This window comes from Zhongshania sp. (genome assembly GCF_041623545.1).
Lineage (GTDB): Bacteria > Pseudomonadota > Gammaproteobacteria > Pseudomonadales > Spongiibacteraceae > Spongiibacter.
Window position 1 is genome coordinate 1 of the sequence record NZ_JBFJWS010000036.1, and the last position, 19,715, is coordinate 19,715.

The 19,715-nt window shown below is 52.0% G+C and carries 18 protein-coding genes; 13 read left to right on the top strand and 5 right to left on the bottom strand.

What is annotated here, in order from left to right:
• The 3 genes from ABYT30_RS06390 to ABYT30_RS06400 all read right to left on the bottom strand — a co-directional run.
• The coding region (locus tag ABYT30_RS06390) for a YbjQ family protein (protein WP_373095688.1) at positions 1 to 458 on the bottom strand (458 nt) is incomplete at its 3' end.
• The gene (locus ABYT30_RS06395) at positions 458 to 2,038 is read right to left on the bottom strand and encodes a YbjQ family protein (protein WP_373095690.1); all 1,581 of its coding nucleotides are present in this window, start codon (positions 2,036 to 2,038) and stop codon (positions 458 to 460) included. The genes ABYT30_RS06395 and ABYT30_RS06390, both read right to left, overlap by 1 nt.
• A 70-nt stretch (positions 2,039 to 2,108) precedes the next feature.
• Positions 2,109 to 3,014 carry a LysR family transcriptional regulator gene (locus tag ABYT30_RS06400; RefSeq protein WP_373095692.1) on the bottom strand — a complete coding sequence of 302 codons (906 nt, stop codon included), beginning with the start codon at positions 3,012 to 3,014 and terminating at the stop codon, positions 2,109 to 2,111.
• Between the two features lie 190 nt (positions 3,015 to 3,204).
• Here ABYT30_RS06400 and ABYT30_RS06405 point away from each other — a divergent pair, with 190 nt between their 5' ends.
• A complete protein-coding gene (locus ABYT30_RS06405; RefSeq protein ID WP_373095694.1) occupies positions 3,205 to 4,620 on the top strand; it encodes an acetyl-CoA carboxylase biotin carboxylase subunit in 1,416 nt (471 codons plus the stop codon).
• A 17-nt stretch (positions 4,621 to 4,637) separates the two neighbouring features.
• Entirely contained in the window at positions 4,638 to 6,452 is a 1,815-nt protein-coding gene (gene oadA / locus ABYT30_RS06410; protein ID WP_373081441.1) for a sodium-extruding oxaloacetate decarboxylase subunit alpha, read from the top strand.
• A gap of 81 nt (positions 6,453 to 6,533) precedes the next feature.
• Here the strand turns inward: oadA and ABYT30_RS06415 are convergent, their stop codons facing one another.
• Positions 6,534 to 9,014, bottom strand: coding sequence for a hypothetical protein (locus tag ABYT30_RS06415; RefSeq protein ID WP_373081443.1), 2,481 nt, complete (start codon positions 9,012 to 9,014; stop codon positions 6,534 to 6,536).
• 219 nt (positions 9,015 to 9,233) lie between these two features.
• Between ABYT30_RS06415 and ABYT30_RS06420 the strand changes: the two genes are divergently transcribed.
• A complete protein-coding gene (locus tag ABYT30_RS06420) occupies positions 9,234 to 9,875 on the top strand; it encodes a TetR/AcrR family transcriptional regulator (RefSeq protein WP_373081446.1) in 642 nt (213 codons plus the stop codon).
• A 56-nt stretch (positions 9,876 to 9,931) separates the two neighbouring features.
• On the opposite strand, the gene ABYT30_RS06425 is transcribed toward ABYT30_RS06420, so the two are convergent.
• Entirely contained in the window at positions 9,932 to 10,210 is a 279-nt protein-coding gene (locus ABYT30_RS06425; protein WP_373081449.1) for a peptidylprolyl isomerase, read from the bottom strand.
• A 245-nt stretch (positions 10,211 to 10,455) separates the two neighbouring features.
• Between ABYT30_RS06425 and fliL the strand changes: the two genes are divergently transcribed.
• The 10 genes from fliL (at position 10,456) to flhF (ending at position 19,522) form a co-directional block, all read left to right on the top strand.
• Positions 10,456 to 10,920 carry a flagellar basal body-associated protein FliL gene (gene fliL / locus ABYT30_RS06430; protein WP_373081451.1) on the top strand — a complete coding sequence of 155 codons (465 nt, stop codon included), beginning with the start codon at positions 10,456 to 10,458 and terminating at the stop codon, positions 10,918 to 10,920.
• Positions 10,921 to 10,930: 10 nt separating this feature from the next.
• On the top strand, positions 10,931 to 11,878 hold the full coding sequence (locus ABYT30_RS06435; protein WP_373081454.1) for a flagellar motor switch protein FliM: 948 nt from the start codon (positions 10,931 to 10,933) through the stop codon (positions 11,876 to 11,878).
• Between the two features lie 9 nt (positions 11,879 to 11,887).
• Positions 11,888 to 12,304, top strand: coding sequence for a flagellar motor switch protein FliN (gene fliN, locus ABYT30_RS06440; RefSeq protein WP_373095695.1), 417 nt, complete (start codon positions 11,888 to 11,890; stop codon positions 12,302 to 12,304).
• Positions 12,301 to 12,813: a flagellar biosynthetic protein FliO gene (gene fliO, locus ABYT30_RS06445; RefSeq protein WP_373081459.1), complete on the top strand. Its 513-nt coding sequence runs from the start codon at positions 12,301 to 12,303 to the stop codon at positions 12,811 to 12,813. Before fliN ends, fliO begins: the two co-directional genes overlap by 4 nt.
• A complete protein-coding gene (fliP, locus tag ABYT30_RS06450; RefSeq protein WP_373081461.1) occupies positions 12,810 to 13,556 on the top strand; it encodes a flagellar type III secretion system pore protein FliP in 747 nt (248 codons plus the stop codon). The genes fliO and fliP overlap by 4 nt, the downstream gene beginning before the upstream one ends.
• Complete coding sequence (gene fliQ, locus ABYT30_RS06455; RefSeq protein ID WP_373081462.1) at positions 13,553 to 13,822, top strand: flagellar biosynthesis protein FliQ; 270 nt, start codon at positions 13,553 to 13,555, stop codon at positions 13,820 to 13,822. Before fliP ends, fliQ begins: the two co-directional genes overlap by 4 nt.
• Positions 13,823 to 13,832: 10 nt before the next feature.
• Positions 13,833 to 14,606, top strand: coding sequence for a flagellar biosynthetic protein FliR (gene fliR, locus ABYT30_RS06460; RefSeq protein ID WP_373081471.1), 774 nt, complete (start codon positions 13,833 to 13,835; stop codon positions 14,604 to 14,606).
• 3 nt (positions 14,607 to 14,609) lie between these two features.
• Positions 14,610 to 15,734: a flagellar biosynthesis protein FlhB gene (gene flhB / locus ABYT30_RS06465; RefSeq protein WP_373081464.1), complete on the top strand. Its 1,125-nt coding sequence runs from the start codon at positions 14,610 to 14,612 to the stop codon at positions 15,732 to 15,734.
• Positions 15,735 to 15,990: 256 nt separating this feature from the next.
• Positions 15,991 to 18,105 carry a flagellar biosynthesis protein FlhA gene (gene flhA, locus ABYT30_RS06470; protein WP_373081466.1) on the top strand — a complete coding sequence of 705 codons (2,115 nt, stop codon included), beginning with the start codon at positions 15,991 to 15,993 and terminating at the stop codon, positions 18,103 to 18,105.
• A 25-nt stretch (positions 18,106 to 18,130) separates the two neighbouring features.
• A complete protein-coding gene (gene flhF, locus ABYT30_RS06475) occupies positions 18,131 to 19,522 on the top strand; it encodes a flagellar biosynthesis protein FlhF (protein WP_373081467.1) in 1,392 nt (463 codons plus the stop codon).
• Positions 19,523 to 19,715 lie beyond the last annotated feature (193 nt).

The window sequence follows — 19,715 nt, forward strand, 5'->3', positions numbered from 1 at the left end:
ATGGGCACTGGAATTAGGGCGGTGCCATAGGCGAGGACTTCAACTGAGGCAATACCTTTATTGCCATTGCCTGATATGCGGCTGGTTTCTAGTTTGGTGTTGATAATGGCCTCGGCGCCAGCGGCGTGCGCCTGTTCTTGCATCCGTAATAAAGCTTCGCGGCGGGCGCGATCGAGCAGGGTCTCGTAGCTGCGAATGCGGCCGCCGACGATGCCCCGCAGGCCAGCGGCGACGACTTTGAAATAATCGACAGAGATCACTACATTGCCACTTACCAGTCCGGAGTGATGGTTCATATACTCTACAGGTGGAAATCGATCGGTCGATACCACCACGTTGCGCAGGGCGTCTTCGCGGGCGAAGATGCTTTTATAGTGCTTTGCTTCTGCGCGTCGGCCAAAGATAAAACCAAAGCCGAGTAAGAGAATAAAAATGCCAATTTGAAAGAGGGCTTCCATTATTTATCCTCAAGAAAGACCGCAGTGCCGTAGGCTAAAATTTCGGAAGCACCAGCGGTAATCGACGAGGTGGAGTAACGCACGTTAATGACCGCATTGCCGCCAATGGCTTTGGCTTGTTCGGTCATGCGTTCAGTCGCTTCCTGACGGGCCTCAGACAATAACTCGGTATAACCGCCCAGTTCACCACCAAAAATATTTTTTAGTCCCGCCATAAAGTCTTTGCCAGCGTGTTTTGCACGTACCGTACTGCCCATAACCAAACCTAGGTGTTGGGTGACTCGTTTGCCGGGAATGATTTCTATATTGCTGATTAAAATATTACTCATTGATCGTTCCTTGAGTTGATGCGCGGGTTTTAAAGTCGTGCTTGGCCGATAAAGTGGCAGTAGCGGGTTTAAATAACTGGGCAGCGCAGTGGGATCATAACCCATTTTGGGATTGGCTTGGCGGTGGCGCCGGGCGGTGACGATTGCGCCGCTAATACCGCATATGGCAAATAAGCCAAGGGCTATGTGAGAAAGGGTGATGATGTTTTGATAGTAGGCGCGGCTTGCAGCCAATTCAGTAAAGTATTTGTGTATTGCTGGGGAGCGGATAGTGTCGATAAGTTCGCCTTGTTGATTGAGGCGATATACCGCGCCGCTGTGCAAGTCGCTGACGAGCAAATGATTATGCCGCACGAGTAAATCGAAAGGTTCGGCCTTTGCTCCGAGGGATATTTTGTTGAGTATTTTACCTTCATGGTCGGCGCGATAAAGAGCGGTGTTGGTCATGCCGTTACTCGCCAAAATGATCCACCAATGATCGGCAAAATAGACCGCATCTACTAGCCATTGGCGTTGCGTCTCTGTGTCGGCATTAAATTTAAGTTCGCGGCCAGTATCGCTAAAGTGACTGCCTTTGTTTAAAAAGTGCAGGCTGCGATGGTTGGTGTCGACGAGGTAGAGGCCCTCTTGGTAGGGGCGAATGCGCTTGGGAAATAATAGGCCTTGATCGATGTCGCCCAGTGGCTGCCCGGCGGCGCTGATGGCTCTTGCTTTATGGGTGGTGCCTTCACTTAAATACACCTCATCGTGGTCGGTGTTGATATACAGACGATAGCGCCACGGTGCTTGAATATTGTGAAAACTTTGGCAACGTTTCGATTTAAGGTCGCAGCGCAGTAGCTGTGCCGGTGCGCCACTGTTTTTACTTAAGCTTTGGCGTAAACGCTCAGCGTCAGGGTCGGAGCTGCTGGCTAAGCTTAAATAGCTACTGGGCCCATATTGGGTAGAGCCAATTCGGATTAACACGTCGTTATTGGCGAAATAGGCGATGTTTCCCATGAGGTCGGCAGTGCCTGGCTCAGTCATAAAGGGACTAAAGTCAAAAACGCCTTCGTTATCGCCGTTATTGGGAATAGTGACTAAGAGTCGGTCGGCTTGCAGGCTGAGCTGATTGTGGGCGTCTTCTTGGAGAAAGTAGACCCCAGCGCGCGCGAGCGCATGCTCGCCGCCGGCCCAGAAGCGCACGATGATAGGTGTGATAAATATCAGCACGATAAGCAGCGCGACAGCGGGCTTAATTTCCTTATCCATTTAAAAATCCAGCATTCCTTTGGCCATGAGCTTAGGGCAGGGTCGAGGTAGTGGCAATCCTAATCTCAGCTTAATTGGCCGTGTTGTGAAGGAAGTCATGAAAGGCTTTGGTCAGCGGATTTAAGTGCTTGCCTTTCGGATAGACCGTGCACCAAGAGCGTCGAATTGGGAAGCCGGTAACGGCAACTAAGGCTAAGGTTTTTGTGGCAAGCTCACTGGCGACCATGGCTTGGGGGAGAACGGCAAAATGGTCGCCGCTGGCGAGGGCGGTTTTTATCGCCTGATGGCTGCCCATCTGCCGGCGCCGCTGAATAAGGCAGCCATTTTCGCGGCAGAAGCCCTCAAAGATCTGCCGGGTGCCCGAACCCACTTCGCGAATAAGGGCGGGGAACTCCAGTAATTCTCTTAAGCTGACACTCCCTTGGGAAGCCAGAGGGTGGCTGGGGTTTGTTACGACAATGAGCTGATGGTCTGTAAAGGGTGTGTAGACCAATGCACGCCCCTCTGGCACTTGAGTCATTACCGCGAGGTCGTCGAGATTGTCGTTTAGGCGCTCAAGTAAGTGCTGGTGATTGACCACGTGCAGGCTGATATCAACGTCAGGGTGTTGCTCGCAAAAATGGTTGATGTAGCCAGGCAGCAAGTATTCGGCGCTGGATTCTATGGCGATATGGAGGCTGCCTTGCAGGCGGCCATGTAGCTCGGTTAATTCGATCTCTAGGTGCACGAGACGCTGCTTTAATTCTCGGGCGGCGCGGAGCATGACTTCTCCGGCGCTGGTTAAGAACAGCTGCTTGCCTAAGTAATCGAACAAGGCTTGGCCGACGACCTCTTCGAGGCTGCGAATTTGTGAGCTGACCGCTGGCTGCGTAAGCGCGAGCTGTAGGGCGGCTTTGGAGTAGCTGCGGTGCAGGCAGACGGCTAAGAATACATCCAATTGGCGAAGAGTGAGGCGGTTTAGGTAGCTGACTTCCATTGGATTCTCGCGTAATTTCCCATGTATAAGTAATAGCTTATATATATTAATACAAATATTAATTTTTTATCTTAGCGCTTTTTCGGTACGGTGGCTGCATTAAATTCTAGGTGTGTTGCTTTGCAGTAACGGTTCATTTAACTGGAAGGTCAGCTTAGGGGGGAATTCTTCCCCATTAGGGAGTTCAGCTATGTTGAAAAAAATCCTGATTGCCAATCGCGGTGAAATCGCGGTGCGAATTGTCCGGGCGTGCGCGGAAATGGGCATACGCTCGGCGGCAATCTATACCGAGCCGGATCGTTTTGCCTTGCATGTGAAACGAGCCGATGAGGCCTACAATATCGGCGCGGACCCTTTAGAGGGGTATTTGAATCCCCGTAAATTGGTTGCTCTTGCGGTAGAAACGGGTTGCGATGGCCTACATCCCGGTTACGGCTTTTTGTCAGAGAATGCTGAATTAGCCGATGTCTGTGCTGAGCGTGGTATTACGTTTATCGGCCCGAGCGCTGAAGTCATTCGGCGTATGGGTGATAAAACGGAGGCGCGGCGCGCCATGACGGCGGCTGGGGTGCCGGTAACCCCGGGTACTGATGGTAATTTGGTCGACGTAGAAGAGGCCGTCAGTTTCGCTAAAACCATTGGTTACCCCGTGATGTTGAAAGCCACCTCGGGCGGGGGTGGACGGGGCATTCGCCGCTGCGACAGCGAAGCGGATTTGCGCCGGCAATACGACCGCGTTGTGTCTGAGGCAACCAAAGCCTTCGGTCGCGCCGATGTGTTTATGGAAAAATGCATTGTTAATCCCCGTCACATTGAAGCGCAAATTCTTGCCGACAGCCACGGCAATGTAATTCATTTGTTTGAGCGTGATTGCTCAATTCAGCGCCGCAATCAAAAGCTCATCGAGATCGCACCGTCGCCACAATTAACCCCAGAGCAACGCGCTTACATCGGCGATATGTCGGTGCGTGCCGCGGAAGCCGTGGGCTATGAAAACGCCGGTACGGTTGAGTTTTTGCTGGCGGACAATCAAATTTATTTTATGGAAATGAACACGCGGGTGCAGGTGGAACACACCATTACCGAGCAAATCACTGGGGTGGATGTGGTGCGCGAGCAAATTCGCATTGCGTCCGGTTTACCCTTGGCTTATCGCCAGCAGGATATTTCCTATCGTGGTTATGCTCTGCAATTTCGCATTAATGCTGAAGACCCCAAGAACGATTTTCTGCCGAGTTTTGGCAAAATTAGCCGTTATTATGCGCCGGGTGGCCCTGGCGTGCGGGTCGATACCGCGATTTATACCGGTTATACCATTCCGCCGTATTTCGATTCGATGTGCTTGAAGCTTATTGTTTGGGGGCTGACGTGGGATGAGGTCTTAAACCGCGGTTCCCGAGCACTAAATGATATGCGCCTGCAGGGCGTAAAAACCACGGCGTCGTATTATCAGCAAATTTTAAAGCACCCGGATTTTCGCGCGGGGAATTTTGATACGAGTTTTGTTGAAAGCCATCCCGAGTTGACTCAGTACTCGGATAAAACCCGCCCCGAAGACATTGCCCTCGCCGTGGCTGCAGCTATTGCCGCCCACGCTGGCCTATAACGCAAAGGATATTGATCATGAGTCAAGAGAAACCTGTTCTAATCACTGACGTTGCCCTGCGCGATGGCCACCAGTCACTTATCGCTACCCGTATGCGCACCGAAGATATGCTGCCGGTTTGCGCTGAGCTGGATGCGATAGGGTTTTGGTCCCTTGAAGTTTGGGGTGGTGCGACCTTTGACGCCTGTGTTCGCTTCTTAAAAGAAGACCCATGGGAGCGTTTGCGTAAACTCCGCGCAGCGCTGCCCAACACCAAATTGCAAATGCTGGTGCGCGGCCAAAATTTGCTTGGCTACCGTCACTACGCCGACGATGTGGTAGAGGCCTTTATTCAAAAATCCGCTGATAACGGCATGGATATTTTCCGCCTGTTTGATGCCATGAATGATGTACGCAATCTTGAAACTGCGGTGGCCGCGGTAAAAAAATCGGGTAAGCACGCGCAGGGTACGATTTGCTATACCACCAGCCCGGTTCACACTACGGCAAAATTTGTGCAGCAAGCCCTCGATATGGTCAATATGGGGGTGGACTCTATTGCCATAAAAGACATGGCGGGCTTGCTTACGCCTACGGCGACATCGGAGTTAATTGCGGCGCTTAAACTCGAAGTGAAAGTGCCACTGGCCTTGCACTCCCATATGACTTCTGGTTTGGCGGGCTTGTGCCAGCTCAAGGCCGTTGAGGCGGGGATTGATATTATCGACACCGCCATGTCAGCCTTTGCTAATGGCACCAGTCACCCGGCGACTGAAACCATGGTGGCGGCCCTTAAAGGCACGCCACGGGACAGCGGATTAGATTTGCCCGCTCTGCAAAATATTGCCAGCCAGCTGTGGGAAGTTCGCAAGAAATACCACCAGTTCGAAAGCGAATTCACCCGTGAAGACGTTAGCGTGCAGATTAACCAAGTGCCCGGCGGCATGATGTCGAACTTGGCGAATCAGCTTAAGGAGCAGGGCGCCTTACACCGTATTGGCGATGTGTTTGCGGAGATACCGGCGGTGCGCAAAGACCTCGGTTACCCGCCGTTAGTTACGCCAACCTCTCAAATTGTCGGTACCCAGGCGGTGATGAATATCCTTGCCGACAAGCGCTATACCACTATCACCAATGAGGTTAAGCGCTATTTACAGGGCCATTACGGCGCGGCGCCTGCAGAGGTAGACAAAGATTTGCGGGCACGGGCGATTGGTAGTGAAGATGTGATTGATGTGCGCCCGGCTGATCTTTTGCCACCGGAGCTAAGTAAGTTACGTGCTGAAATTGGCGATTTAGCAAAATCCGAGGAAGATGTTCTCACCTTTGCCATGTTCCCTGACTTGGGGCGCAGCTTCCTTGCCGAGCGCGAAGCGGGCACCCTCACGCCAGAAGTGTTGGAGCCCATTGGCAGCGGCAAGACTCGCCCAGTTTCAGATGGCGGCGCGCCCACCGAGTTTGTGATTGATGTACACGGTGAAAGCTACCAAGTGGCAATTACCGGTGTGGGCGTTAAGGGCACCGGCAAGCGCCATATTTACATGACCTTGGATGGTATGCCGGAAGAGGTGGTGTTCGAAGCATTGAATGAATACAAGGCCGAGGGCGGCGGTGGTCGTAAGGCTGCCAGCAAGCCTGGTCACGTTAGCACCAATATGCCAGGCAATATCGTGGAAGTATTGGTTGCGGTTGGCGATGTCGTGAAGCTTGGTCAGGCGGTATTAGTCACCGAAGCCATGAAGATGGAGGCCGAGGTGCAAGCGCCAATTGCCGGTAAAATTGTTGATATCTTCGTTAAGAAAGGCGATCGGGTGACGCCGGGCGAAGTATTGATTGAGATAGCGCCAGAGTAAAACCTTGGTGTAATACCGAGGTTTTTAACGCAAAAAAAGCCCGGGCGCTAAGCCTGGGCTTTTTTGTTTTTATATAAAAAATTAGAGTGTTTTGAGGTATTCGATAATCGCTTTGCGCTCGGCGTCGCTCAGTACATCGCTAAAGCTGTGACCACCGTTGCCATTGCCTAAAATTCGGCTGTCATAGATAAGTCGTTTATCGAAGGAATCGGGCGCGGGATCCGGAATACTGACTAAGCCCGCCCAGCTCAAAGTACTATTTAAGTAACTCTGTGCAAGCTGTGTTAGTGATGGCCCCTTATCGTCCACCGGATTACAGTTACTCAAGGGATTACCCGGCATATCGGCACACACTAGCTCATCGTGTTTCCAGCCAACAGCAGTATGATCGTAGGCGGCCATACTTTGATCGAAACCTTTAATTGCGCCGTCTTGCTGAATTTTACGCCGCCAAATCGCTGGCCGCGTACTGGAGTCGAGTAACTGCGCCAAGGTAGGTACCGAACCATTGTGGAAGTAAGGTGCGGTAGCCCAAATGCCATAGAGGGGCGGTGCTTGATAGCCGATTACTTCCTTTTCCCAGCCGCACAGACCTTGGGGGCGGCTCTCAATGGGCATCATATCGTCTAGCATTTCGGTTAGTGGGTCTTTGTCTGCTGGTGCAACCCAACCCTCAACGCCGTCAGTGTATCCCCAGTACGTGGTGTCCCAGCCCTGGCGCAGGGTGGGGGTGAGCATGTCCGAGCGGGCGCGGTCGGTGTTGATTACGTTTAGGGGTGAAATATGACCGGCAACGCCTTCTAACACAGGTGATTCCAAAAAGTTGGGGTCATTGGCGAAGCGAGGTGAATAGACGCCGTGGCATGATGCGCAGGAACCATTGCCACCCAGTGGTTTAGGGTGGGCGGCATTACCTTCTTCTGCCCATAAATCTTTGTTGTGGAATAAAATCGCTCCTTGTTCCGCGAGACTCGTGTTCACCTCGCCAGGGTACGCCGGTGACTCAAGTGATAGGAAATAAGCCTCTAAGTCCTGATCCCACAATTCAATTCGATTGCGGTAGGGCGCACCGTCTTGGGAGAAAATTTCATTCAATTCACCTGGCCCTGCAGCCATGATAATACGAGTGCTGTCATTGGATACGCCAGCGTCAAAAAACTTGCGTGGCCGCATACCCATATTCCACCAGGGAGGTGTGTCTTGGGTGTGCGCTAGGGGGTGGGCGACGTCCTGTACACCTTGGGCGCTGCCGCCAGTCACACTTTTAAGGGGGTTGGCGTTCACACCGAGGGAATCGTAATCGAGTAAAGTCACTAAAAACTCAAAAGCGCCAACCGCATTGTTTTGACCACGCTGCTTGATGCCAATATTAAAAACCGCGTTGATATCCATGGGTGGCAGAGCGTCTTCTACCAAGACGAGGCCATTAAAAGGCGAACCATCTTTGGCTGACATCAGGACATCGTAATTATTATTACCGGAACCAATATTGCTTATACCAATGTGCACGCTATCGCCTTGGCGGGGGTCGCCAACCTGGCCGCCGTGGCAGAGAAAGCACGCAGCACTGCCGATGGTGCCGGCCCAGCTGCCATCGGGATTTTTGTTTTGGCGCAGGCCCAAGGGTAATTGGCCTGAGCCGCCATTACTTTGGTTGGGGTCTTCGCCATTGCGTGGATAGGGGTTGTCGAAGGGGGCGTAGTTCATGCCATAGCGCAATGTGTACAGTTCTTCAAAATTGTCGGGGCGTGCTGATAAGCCCCATTTTTTCCAGGTGTTATCAAATTCTGCGGCGGAGACAGTACCGACCGGTAATTCGTCGACGAGAAATTGCAGGCCGCGGTCGCGACGGCTGCGATATTCACCACAGGTTTTGGCTTGTTGCTCCTCGGCGGGAAGATTGACGTGGCAATCTTCCCAGTAAGCGTTGAAAAAAACGGCCTTGCCTTGATTTACACCGGGCTGAATTAAGCTGCGTGGGTCGGTTGGGAGGACCGCGTCGTCGCTATTGTTTGCACAGAACTCTGCCCAGCGATGCGCGGCGCGACGGCTGCCCAGTAAGGGCAGCTGCTCAAGGGCAGCGTTATCACTTTTTAGTACGCAGCTTGCTGGTTCGTTCCAGCAGCGCAATAAGGTGGTCATTTCCTGGTATGCCGGGCTGCCGACGGGCCAACTTTTGCCGCCGCTGTGGGCTAAATTAGGGTCGGCATTCATGGTTAATATGGGGTTGCTCGCTACGCCCTTACCAAGCACCTGCCACGCTTCAAAGGTATTGATATAGTCGCTGTTGCTACTGGTGCCGAGCATAAAGCGTTTGCCATCTTCGGTATCGGCGACGCCACCGGGAAGGTGGCAGCTTCGGCAGTAATCCATGCGCACAGAGATCCGCTGACTAAAAAACGCTTCGGTACTCGCAAATGTGCTGGGTTCACCGCTATCAACTGGCGGTATATTAACTGCCCCTTGCGGTGCGCCGGAGCTGCTTCCGCCGCATGCGGCCAAGCCGATTGAAATGGCGAATATTAGGCCAAAATGGCGTAGCGGGTAGCTATTCTTGTTCATCTGCTATTCCTCAAGATCGGTGCTGCCAACGGGTGTGTCGGTATCGCCTTGGGTATGTGAGTCGCTGTGCTTATTTTTAGATTTTTATGCTTGTCGATGTAGCAGGGTTGTAGCCTTGTTATTGTCGCAATCCTGCGCGGCAAAATTTCCATACTAATGTATGTATTTACGGTTAACATACTTATGTACGTTTTTGCTGTCAAGTGTTAGTGTTTAGTCATGAACACACCATCTATCGTCACCTCAGAGGCCCGGGCACCGCAGCAGCTGCGTGGTAAAGCCCGTTTCGAGAAAATTCTTGCCGAGGCAGAGCTGGTATTGCTCGCCAAGGGAATTTCTGGTTTCTCTATTCCGGAACTTGCCGAGCGCCTCGGTTATACCCGAACAAGTATTTACCATTTTTTCCCGACGCCATACGCAGTGCTAAATGAGCTGAGTCGGCGTTATTTGGTGAAACTGGAAGAACGTGTAGAGGAAGCTGCACAGCAATTAGGGCAGCTGACATGGCAGCAAATGGTATTCAGAATCACGGAGGTGGTTGCCGACTTCCACAATAGTAATCCCGCTGGTCGAATGCTGATTCTCGGCGCGATGGCCAGTGATGAAAGCAGTCGAGCGCTGGAGCTCACTATCGAGCATTTAGGCCGCCAAGTTGAAGTGCTAATGGCGTCGGCCAATGTGGTTTTACCTGCATCAAATCCGAATGCGCGAGCCTTAACAGTCGAGCTCGGCACGGCGTGCTTGCGCTTGTCCTATCATTTTCATGGGGTCATTACACCTGAGTACCAGCGTGAATCAGCCCGTGCGATGATTTCTTACTTAAATAATTTCGCTAGTCCAGAAGCGCTAACTCTGCCTTAATACCGGTGTTCTGAGACGGTATTAAGGCGAAAGCACGGTTGACGTTATTGCCCTGATTAATTACGGTAAATCGTCTGGATCAGGTGGTAGCCAAACTGGGTTTTGACTGGGCCGTGTACTTCTAAAACCGCTTCTTTAAAAACCACGTCGTCAAAAGGCTTCACCATTTGACCTGGGCGAAATTCGCCGAGGTCGCCACCCTGTTTGCCAGAGGGGCAATCTGAGTGCTTTTTAGCGAGCTCACCAAAGTCTTCGCCCTTGGCAATTTTTGCTTTTAGGTCTTTAGCTTGTTGTTCGGTTTTAACGAGTATGTGTCGCGCTGAAGCAATTGCCATGGCTGAGCCCCTTAATAAATTGAGGGAGAATTATAACAGTAACTGAGCGGCTAAATACCTAGTGGCCCGGTGGGGCTTGCTTTGTATTTCAGCTAATTCCTAACAAATAGGCGCCAAAGTTTTGTCATAGGCATTTTCAACTATATTAAGTGTTTGATTTTAAAGTACAATTTTCATTGGCATAAGCCTTGCTTTTGCCTTGTTTATAGCTATGTTGTCACTATGCGGATTGTTGGAAGCTAATTATGAAAATGAAGATTATCTTAATTGTGGGTGTGCTGGTCTTACTCTTGGCTGCGGTCGGAGGAACCTGGTTTTTTATGAAAAGCACTGCGCCTGCAATGCCAGCTGCCGACGGTGAAATGGCGGAAGCAGCAGCGCCCGCGATGAAGGCCCCGGAGTACTACAGCTTGTCGCCGTCGTTTGTAGTGAATTTGCAAAACGAGCGCGGCATGCGCTTTTTGATGATTGAAATTGAGTTAATGTCGCGCCGGGATGATACGTTTAGCCGAGTGGAACAATATGAACCGCGCATCCGCAATGACCTGCTATTGTTCCTCAGTAAGCTTGATCGCGAGGCGATAGCTACCGTAGAGCAACGTCAGAAAATTCAGGAAGAGGCAATGGCGGTGATTAACGAGGTTTTAAAATCTGAGTCGGGTAAAGGCGGTATTGATGCCGTGTATTTCACTAAGTTTGTAGTTCAGTGAGATTGCCGAAATGACTGACGTACTCGATCCGGAAGAACTCGAGGCGCTGATGGCTGGCGAGGACGACAACGGGCCAGGCAAGGGCAAGTATAATCTCGCTCGCCAAGATTACGCTGTACAGCGCCTTATACCGGCGCTGTCATTGATTCAGTCGCAGTTTGCCAGTTCGACCAAGGATCGAATGCAGGAATTTGTCGCGGCGGTAAGCTCGGTGCAAACCGATAAGATTACCGTGATGAAATTTGACGAGATGGTCAACACCCTGTCGGCGCCTTGCAGTTTATCGGTGGTGCAGGGCTTACCGATGAGTGCCAGCTTGTTTTTGGCCTTTGAGTCCGATTTGGTATTTCAGTTAGTTGACCGCTATTTCGGTGGCTCTGGTGCCAGCCAGCAGGGTGATCGAGAAACTTTGTCGGTATCGGAGTTCAGTTTTATGGAAATGCTGAACACCGCTTTACTCCCCGATATTGCCAGCTCATGGAAGTCAGTCATCAAAACTGAGCCGACGATTGCTGCACAATATAATGACCCGCGCATGCTGGATACGATCAGCGAGGCCGATTCTCTCGTCGCCACGCGGTTTACCGTGAATATCGGTGAGTTCAGCGGCGGTTTGTGGTCGATTGTCCCCTGGAGTGCCATTGATGCCGTTCGCGATAGTTTGGGGGATCCCGGTCAAAGTAAGCGCAAACCGTCGAGTGATGATTGGCGAGATCGCTTGCTCGAAGGCTTGGAATCGGCGCCAATTGAATTGGTTGCCTTGTTAGGGCAAACCAAGCTCAGCTTGAAAAAAGTGGCGAGCCTTAAAGTGGGCGATATTATCGACCTGCCGTCACCAGATGAATTGATTTTAGAGGTTGACGGAAAACCCTTTATGCGAGGGCGTTTCGGCAGCCATCAGGGCAATTTAGCGGTAAAACTTGAGGGGCCGGTGCCGAAAAAACGGCCGCCGCGCTGAGGAGGACGTATGACCGACGACGTCGATAATCAAGAGCCAGTGGCGGATGCCGCCAGCCCAATTGAAGCGGTAAGCGCCGCAGAAATTAAGGAATTAAATGAACACACTAGCGCTCAGCAAACAAACACAGCAGCTGGCAGTAGCCCGGGGAGTGGCCGCATGAGTAACGATATGAGCCTCGACATGATTATGGATGTCAGCGTTAACGTTGCGGTCGAGGTCGGGCGTACCAAAATGAGCATCCGCGACCTGCGCGAACTTAGTCAGGGCGCTATTATTGAGTTGGATCGCGCTGCCGGTACTCCACTCGATGTACTGGTTAACGACACCTTAGTAGCGCGCGGTGAAATTGTGGTGGTAAAGGACAAATTCGGCATTATGCTCACTGAGGTTGTCGGCCAAGAAGAGCGTGAGCGCCGGGGATGAAGGGCTATTTGTTAAATCGATTTTATGCGCTGGGCAGTATTGCCAGTGCGATGGCGATGCCGGCGTGGAGCGCCGACGTTGCTGAGCCGCTCATTACTGCAAAGACCAATGCCAGTGCGCCAGCCTTGCCCACGGCAACGCCGAGTGTGGCTCAGCTCGATATTAGTGGCTTACTCGGTAGTTTATTACTCGTCGTACTGTGCATCGTCGCCGTGATGTGGCTATTGCGTAAAAGCCGTTTGGTGGCGGGACCAAATCAGGCGGGGGTGGCCGTGGTTGGCCAGATCCCCCTGAGCATGAAGGAGAAACTCTTGGTCGTGCAGATCGGCGACGAGAAACTCCTTATTGGCTGCACCTCGGCTGCTATCAACACTTTGCATACTTGGACGTCGCCGCCGAGCAGCGACACACTGGCGCCACAGAATTCGCCCTTTGCAAAATTATTGGCGCGCTTGCCTACGCAGAATCAACCGAAACCGCCGAGCGGTGGATCTGGTGGTCAGTCATGAGACGCGCGCTAAAATTGTTGCTAATAGCTGGGTGTTGTCTGCCATTATTTGCTAATGCCGCGCAATTGTCGCTACCTGCGGTAACCGCCATGCCAGCGGCGGGGGGCGGCCAAGAATATACGGTATCTCTGCAATTGTTGGCGGTGATGACCGCGCTGACCTTATTGCCTGCGCTGTTACTCGGCATGACGGCATTTACGCGGATTATGATTGTGCTGTCGATACTGCGCCAAGCACTGGGCACGGGGCAAACACCATCGAACCAAATTTTACTGAGTTTGGCTTTATTTCTGACCATGTTTATTATGCAGCCCGTGGCAGAGATTGCATATAACGATGCGATTAAGCCGTATATCGCTGAAGAAATGCCCTTTGAACAGGCCGTTGAAACCGGTTTTCAGCCTTTTCGCGCATTTATGCTAAGGCAAACTAGGGAGGAAGATATAGCTCGCTTTGCAGAAATTACCGGCCAAGATGCCTTTGACAAACCTGAAGATGTCCCCTTTGCCATATTAATGGCCTCGTTTTTAACCAGCGAATTAAAAACGGCTTTCCAGATTGGCTTTTTACTGTTTATTCCTTTCGTTGTTATCGACCTTGTGGTCGCCAGTGTTTTGATGTCGATGGGTATGATGATGCTGTCACCCATGATGATTTCCCTGCCCTTTAAGATCATGCTGTTTGTGTTGGTTGACGGCTGGAGCTTGGTAATGGGTTCGCTCGCAGCGAGTTTTTATCAATGAATGCGGATACGGTTATCGAACTTGGTCGTCAGGCCATGAATGTCACCGTGTTACTGGCGGCGCCGCTGCTGCTGTCGGCACTTGCTGCGGGTCTGATGATCGGTATGTTTCAGGCCGCAACTCAGATTCAGGACATGACCTTAAGCTTTATTCCCAAATTGGTGGTCTTGGTGGTAGTGCTTGGCTTAACTGGCCCTTGGATGATTCGGCAATTAGTTGACTACACCACCCAGCTGTTTGAAATGATCCCCGGCTTGGTGGGGTGACCCTGTTGTGATGGGGCTCACCGCCGACCAGCTCAGCGTTCTGCTGGCCAGCGCATGGCTGCCCTTTATTCGGGTTGGCGGCGCAATGATGACCGCCCCGTTGTTTAGCGCAGCGTATATTCCAGCGCGGTCTCGAATCATGGTGGCCGTGTTTATTACTGCCGTGCTTTTACCGATATTACCCGCACCGCCGCCAATGAATTTATTGGGTATTGAAACTGTACTTCTTATTGCCAATGAATTTCTGATTGGCCTCTGCCTTGGCTTTATTATTCAGCTGGTTTTTGACGCTATTATCTTAGCTGGGCAGCTAATTGCGATGGGCATGGGCTTGGGTTTTGCGATGATGGTTGACCCGCAACGGGGTGTACAAGTACCGGTGTTATCGCAATTTTTATTAATATTCACCATGCTGATCTTTGTGGCGATGAATGGCCATTTGGATTTTTTGAACCTGCTGGCAAGGAGCTTTGAGTATTTGCCAATTGGTGGTAATGCCTTATCCGGTGACCAATTGGGGGTGGTGATTATTCGCGGCGCCGAGCTGTTTACCGGCGCAATACGCGTTGCCATACCTGCAGTGGTAGCGCTGTTAGTTGTGCAGCTTGCCATGGGTGTGGTGAGTCGCGCCGCACCTACCTTGAATTTGTTTGCAGTGGGTTTCCCTATCGCGATGTTAATTGGCTTTATGGTGGTCGATCGCCTGTTGCCTAATTTACTGCCGCTTCTGTCGTCTGGTCTCAGCGCTGCGTTTGTGGCTGCTGAACAATTTCTCGGGATGTGAGCCATGGCTGAGAACGAAGACGGTCAAGAACGCACAGAAGACGCCTCCGAGAAAAAGCTCGCCGATTCCCGTAAAAAAGGCCAGGTGCCCCGTTCGAAAGAACTTACCACCATGATGGTGACCTTGTCTGGCGCGGTGATTTTATTGTTTACCGGTGGGCAACTGGCGGCGGCCCTGCAGAACTTGCTGTCTAGCAGCTTGGCCCCCGGCTTTCTCATTGCTGATGAGCGGGAAATTGCTGGCCGACTATACGAGACCTTGGTTCGCGGCTTATTTACAATTTGGCCACTAATGGTGGTGGCAATAATTGCTGTGGTGTTTTCCTCCACCATTTTGGGTGGCTGGACTTTTAATTTGAGTGTTAAACCTGAGCGCATGGACCCCATTAAAGGCGTGGGGAAACTGTTTTCTTTGCGCAGCTTGGGTGAGCTTGCCAAGGCGCTTATGAAGATGGCGTTTATTGGCTCGGCGGCGGTATTCCTGCTGTCTGGTCTCGCCGGCGATATTCTCGGTTTAGGCTTGCAAGAACCGAAAGAAGCAATTAGAAACAGCGCCTCCTTGTTAGTGTGGTTCTTTTTTATAGTGAGTTTACCGCTGTTGGCCATTGCCGCTATCGACGTGCCTTGGCAGCTGTGGAACTACCACAAAGAATTGCGCATGACCCGCCAAGAAGTGAAGGATGAGCACAAAGAGTCTGACGGTCGTCCGGAAGTAAAAGCCAAACTGCGCGAAATGCAGCAGGCTGCGGCCAATAGCCGAATGATGGAAAAAGTCCCCACGGCCGACGTCATCATCACTAACCCGACCCATTTTGCCGTAGCCCTGAAATACGATGAAGCGCGTATGGCTGCACCCATGCTACTGGCAAAAGGTGCGGACAATATCGCCGCTAAAATCCGTGAATTGGCTAATGAACACGATGTACCGATTGTTGAATCACCCCGTTTAGCGCGAGCAGTATTCGCCAGCACGGACCTCGATGCCGAAATCCCTGGTGGCCTGTATTTAGCGGTGGCCCAGATCCTGACCTATGTTTATCAGCTGCGCAGCTGGGAAACCTTGGGTGGCGAATACCCTGAGCCGCCGGAGCCCGAGGTGGATGATGCGTATTTGAAGGATTTACTGTGAAATGCAGGCCTGACGTCTGATGCAAAAGATGTGCACGGCCTAAGCTTGCTGCGGACTGCCACTACTTAATGCTTGACTGAAAACGGGGGATGCAAAATCTCGCGCTGAACCGGTTCTTCATCAGGCATCAGACATCCGGCTTCAGACGTCTGGCCTCCAACGTAGCAAGTTGGCCCTGTTGTTGCAATTACCCTCGATAACGACGAAATTTTGGCGCTTCTGCGCGCCAGAAAATCCATCTTAGAAGAGAGTGGGTATGGCTGCAGCAACACAGACTATTGCAACGAACGGCTGGATGGATAAGGTCGCCAGTAGTGGCGTCGGCGTACTTGTCATGCTCATTGCATGTCTGGGGATGTTGGTTATCCCAATGCCGCCGTTTCTGCTCGATTTGTTGTTCACCTTCAATATTGCCCTGTCGCTCGTCATTATTCTGGCGGTTATCTACGTCGAACGGCCCATCGATTTCTCGGTTTTCCCCACGGTATTACTACTGGCGACCTTGTTACGACTGTCCTTGAACGTCGCCTCAACACGGGTGGTGCTGTTGGAGGGGCATACTGGCCCTGGTGCGGCAGGTAAGGTTATTGAGTCTTTTGGTGAGTTTGTTATCGGCGGCAACTATGTTGTCGGTATCGTGGTTTTCATCATCTTAGTTGTTATTAACTTTGTGGTGGTCACCAAGGGCGCGGGTCGGGTTTCAGAGGTCACCGCTAGGTTTACCTTGGACGCCATGCCGGGCAAGCAAATGGCGATCGACTCCGACTTAAATGCGGGCCTGTTAAACCAGGAAGAGGCCAGTCGGCGTCGTGAAGAAGTGCGCACCGAGGCGGATTTTTACGGGTCAATGGACGGTGCCAGTAAGTTTGTGCGTGGTGACGCAGTTGCCGGCATTATGATTTTGTTCATCAATGTCATCGGCGGCCTGGGTGTTGGCATGAGTCAGCATGGCCTGAGCTTTGATCAAGCCATGCATAACTATACCTTGCTGACGATTGGTGACGGCTTGGTGGCACAGCTGCCATCTTTGCTGTTGTCGACGGCGGTGGCGATTATTGTTACGCGTATCTCGCGCCCCCAGAATATCGGCGAGCAGATGGCCAGCCAGATGTTTGCCAACCCCAATGTCTTGTATTTGTCAGCGACCTTAATGGCCTTGGTCGGTGTTATTCCCGGCATGCCCAATGTGGTGTTCTTGATGCTGGCGGCGGTCTGTGGTGGCAGTGGCTGGTGGTTGCAGAACAAGAAGAAGACTGCCCCAGAAATAGTGGATGAGGGTGAGGCTGGAGACGAACTGGCCGCCGCGCCGCGCGAGCCCAGTGAACTGAGCTGGGATGAAGTGACGCATATGGACGTGGTGAGCCTCGAGGTAGGTTACCGCCTTATTCCCTTGGTTGACCGTAATCAAGGCGGGGAATTAATTGGCCGAATTACCGGGGTACGCAAAAAACTCTCTAAGGATTTGGGCTTTCTGATTCAACCTGTACATATTCGTGACAATTTGGAGTTGTCACCTGGCAGCTACCGGATTCAATTACTGGGCGACACCATTGCTCAGGGTGATATTCAGGTTGGTAAAGACCTGGCGATTAATCCCGGCGGTGCCCAGCCGGGGCTGCGTGGTGCCACCACGAAAGATCCCGCCTTTGGCATGGAGGCAGTTTGGATTGATTCTAGTCAGCGGGACCAAGCACAAACCATGGGCTATACCGTGGTTGATCCTTGTACTGTGATCGCGACTCATTTAAGCCAAGTTATTAAGCAACATGCCCACGAATTACTGGGTCATGAGGAAGTGCAGCAGCTGCTTGATCGCTTAGCCAAAACCGATCCTCGCCTAGTGGAGAATGTGGTCCCCAAACAATTGCCGCTCAGTATTGTGGTTAGGGTGCTGCAAAACCTGCTCAAAGAGGGGGTTTCTATACGCAGTATACGAATGATCGCCGAAAGTTTGGCGGAGCAGGCGCCGCGTAGCAAAAATCCTGACGAATTATTAGAAGGCGTTCGGGTCGCGTTAGGGCGGATGATTGTTCAGGAAATCAATGGTTTAGAGGAAGAGTTGCCGGTTTCTGCGCTCGACGCTGATTTGGAACAGTTGTTGCAGGATATGCTAAGAGGCAGTTCTGGCGCGGTTGGTTTGGAGCCGGGAATTGCTGAACGCTTACAGAATGAATTGGCTGATTTCAGTCACCGGCAGGAATTATCTGGTCAACCTGCGGTAGTGCTGGTGTCACCCTCGATACGGGCTTGGTTGTCGCGCTTCACTCGGCGCAGTGTACCTGGATTGTCAGTTCTGTCTTACAACGAAGTACCTGATAGCAAGCAAGTGCGTTTGTTATCTACCATCGGTCAGCAGGCGCGACTAGCGTAAGACGCGGGGCCGCAGGAGAACGAGTATGCAAGTAAAGAAATATCGTGCTGCCGATAGCCAGCAAGCTATGCGTATGGTGCGAGCTGCTCACGGTCCAGATGCGGTGATTCTGGATTTTCATACTGTCGATGGTGGGGTCGAAGTTGTTGTCAGCCTTGATGACAACGCAGAGCATTCTGGGCTTGCATCACAAATTGCCGTTACTGAGACGGCGGCGCAGCAGATGGCCAGAAAAATTACCCAGCAGTTTTCACCCGCTGTAGAGCCCCGTCGGGAGCGCACGGCACTCGATGCCTTGCTTGATCGCCAAAAGAAGAATGCCGAACTGCCAGGCGGGCAGGGCATTGAACGCCAAAATCTTGGCGCTAGCGCCACGCAAGGTCCTGCAAGTCATGTGGCGACCGAGATTCCAATGCAGAGCCCGCAGCTGGCATGGTCGCAAAAAGACGAATTACTTACCCTTAAGCAAGAATTGTCATCAATGAAGTCGATGTTGATGGATCAGCTCAAGGGTCACAACTGGCAGCAGGCGAGTTTCCAAGCGCCAGAACAGCGGGAATTGAATAGTTATTTAGCGAGCCTCGATCTAGATCCCAGTTTAGGTCGACGCCTGTGTGCGGAGATCCCTGCAGACGAGAATGACACCTTACAGCGTGAAATTCTCAAAATGTTGTTAATCAAGCAGCTCCCCGTCATGACGCCACCCAGTTCCGGCGCGGTATGCTTAGTTGGCCCTCAAGGCGCGGGGAAAACCACAACGATCGCCAAAATAGCCGCTCAGCATGTGCTGAACCACGGTCGTGACAGTATCGCTATATTGACTACAGATGTTGCTAGAGTAGGGGCGCAGGAGCAGCTGCGGGCCTATGGTCGAATTTTACAAATTCCCGTGCATACCGCAGGTGACTTGGAAGAGGCGGTTAAGACCTACCGAATATTACGTAAAAAACAGCTCGTTTTGATCGATACCGCGGGAATGTCTTTTCGTGACAGTCGAGGTATTAGCGAGTTGCAGCAATTAACGGCGGCGATGCAGGATGTGCAGGTCTTTGTGACGGTGCCAGCTGACGCTGAAGCTTATGTGCAAAGTGAAATTATCGACGCCTACGCTCCACTTGCGCCGCAGGGTGCCGTAGTGACTCGAATCGACGAGGCTATGCGTTTGGGTGGCGTTATTTCAAATTTAATTCAGCATCGTCTGCCAGTGGCGTGGTGCGCAAACGGCCCTAAAGTCCCACAAAACCTGTCTGCTGCGGATGGTGCTAAACTGGTGAATATGGCGGTGCGCATGGCGCGAGCCTTCGAACTTAAGCGCGGTCCAGACATTGAACACCGACCCGAGGCAGCCGCGGCTGCGGACCAGAAGCGAAATTCGACGCCAATTGCTGCGAGCGGTGGTTTAAGCCTCAGGGTGTAAGTGGCCAATATAGACGTGTTTATAGGGCTTCAGGGCATAGTGCGGGCTTATGCGTAGAGCATTTTCGTTGGCCTAGGCCTAAAATAAGCTGCGGAGTAGTTTAAGGGAGAATGATAATTAGATGAGCGCAGTAAAAGTAATAGCAGTAAGCAGCGGTAAGGGCGGCGTGGGTAAAACCAATGTGTCGGTTAAT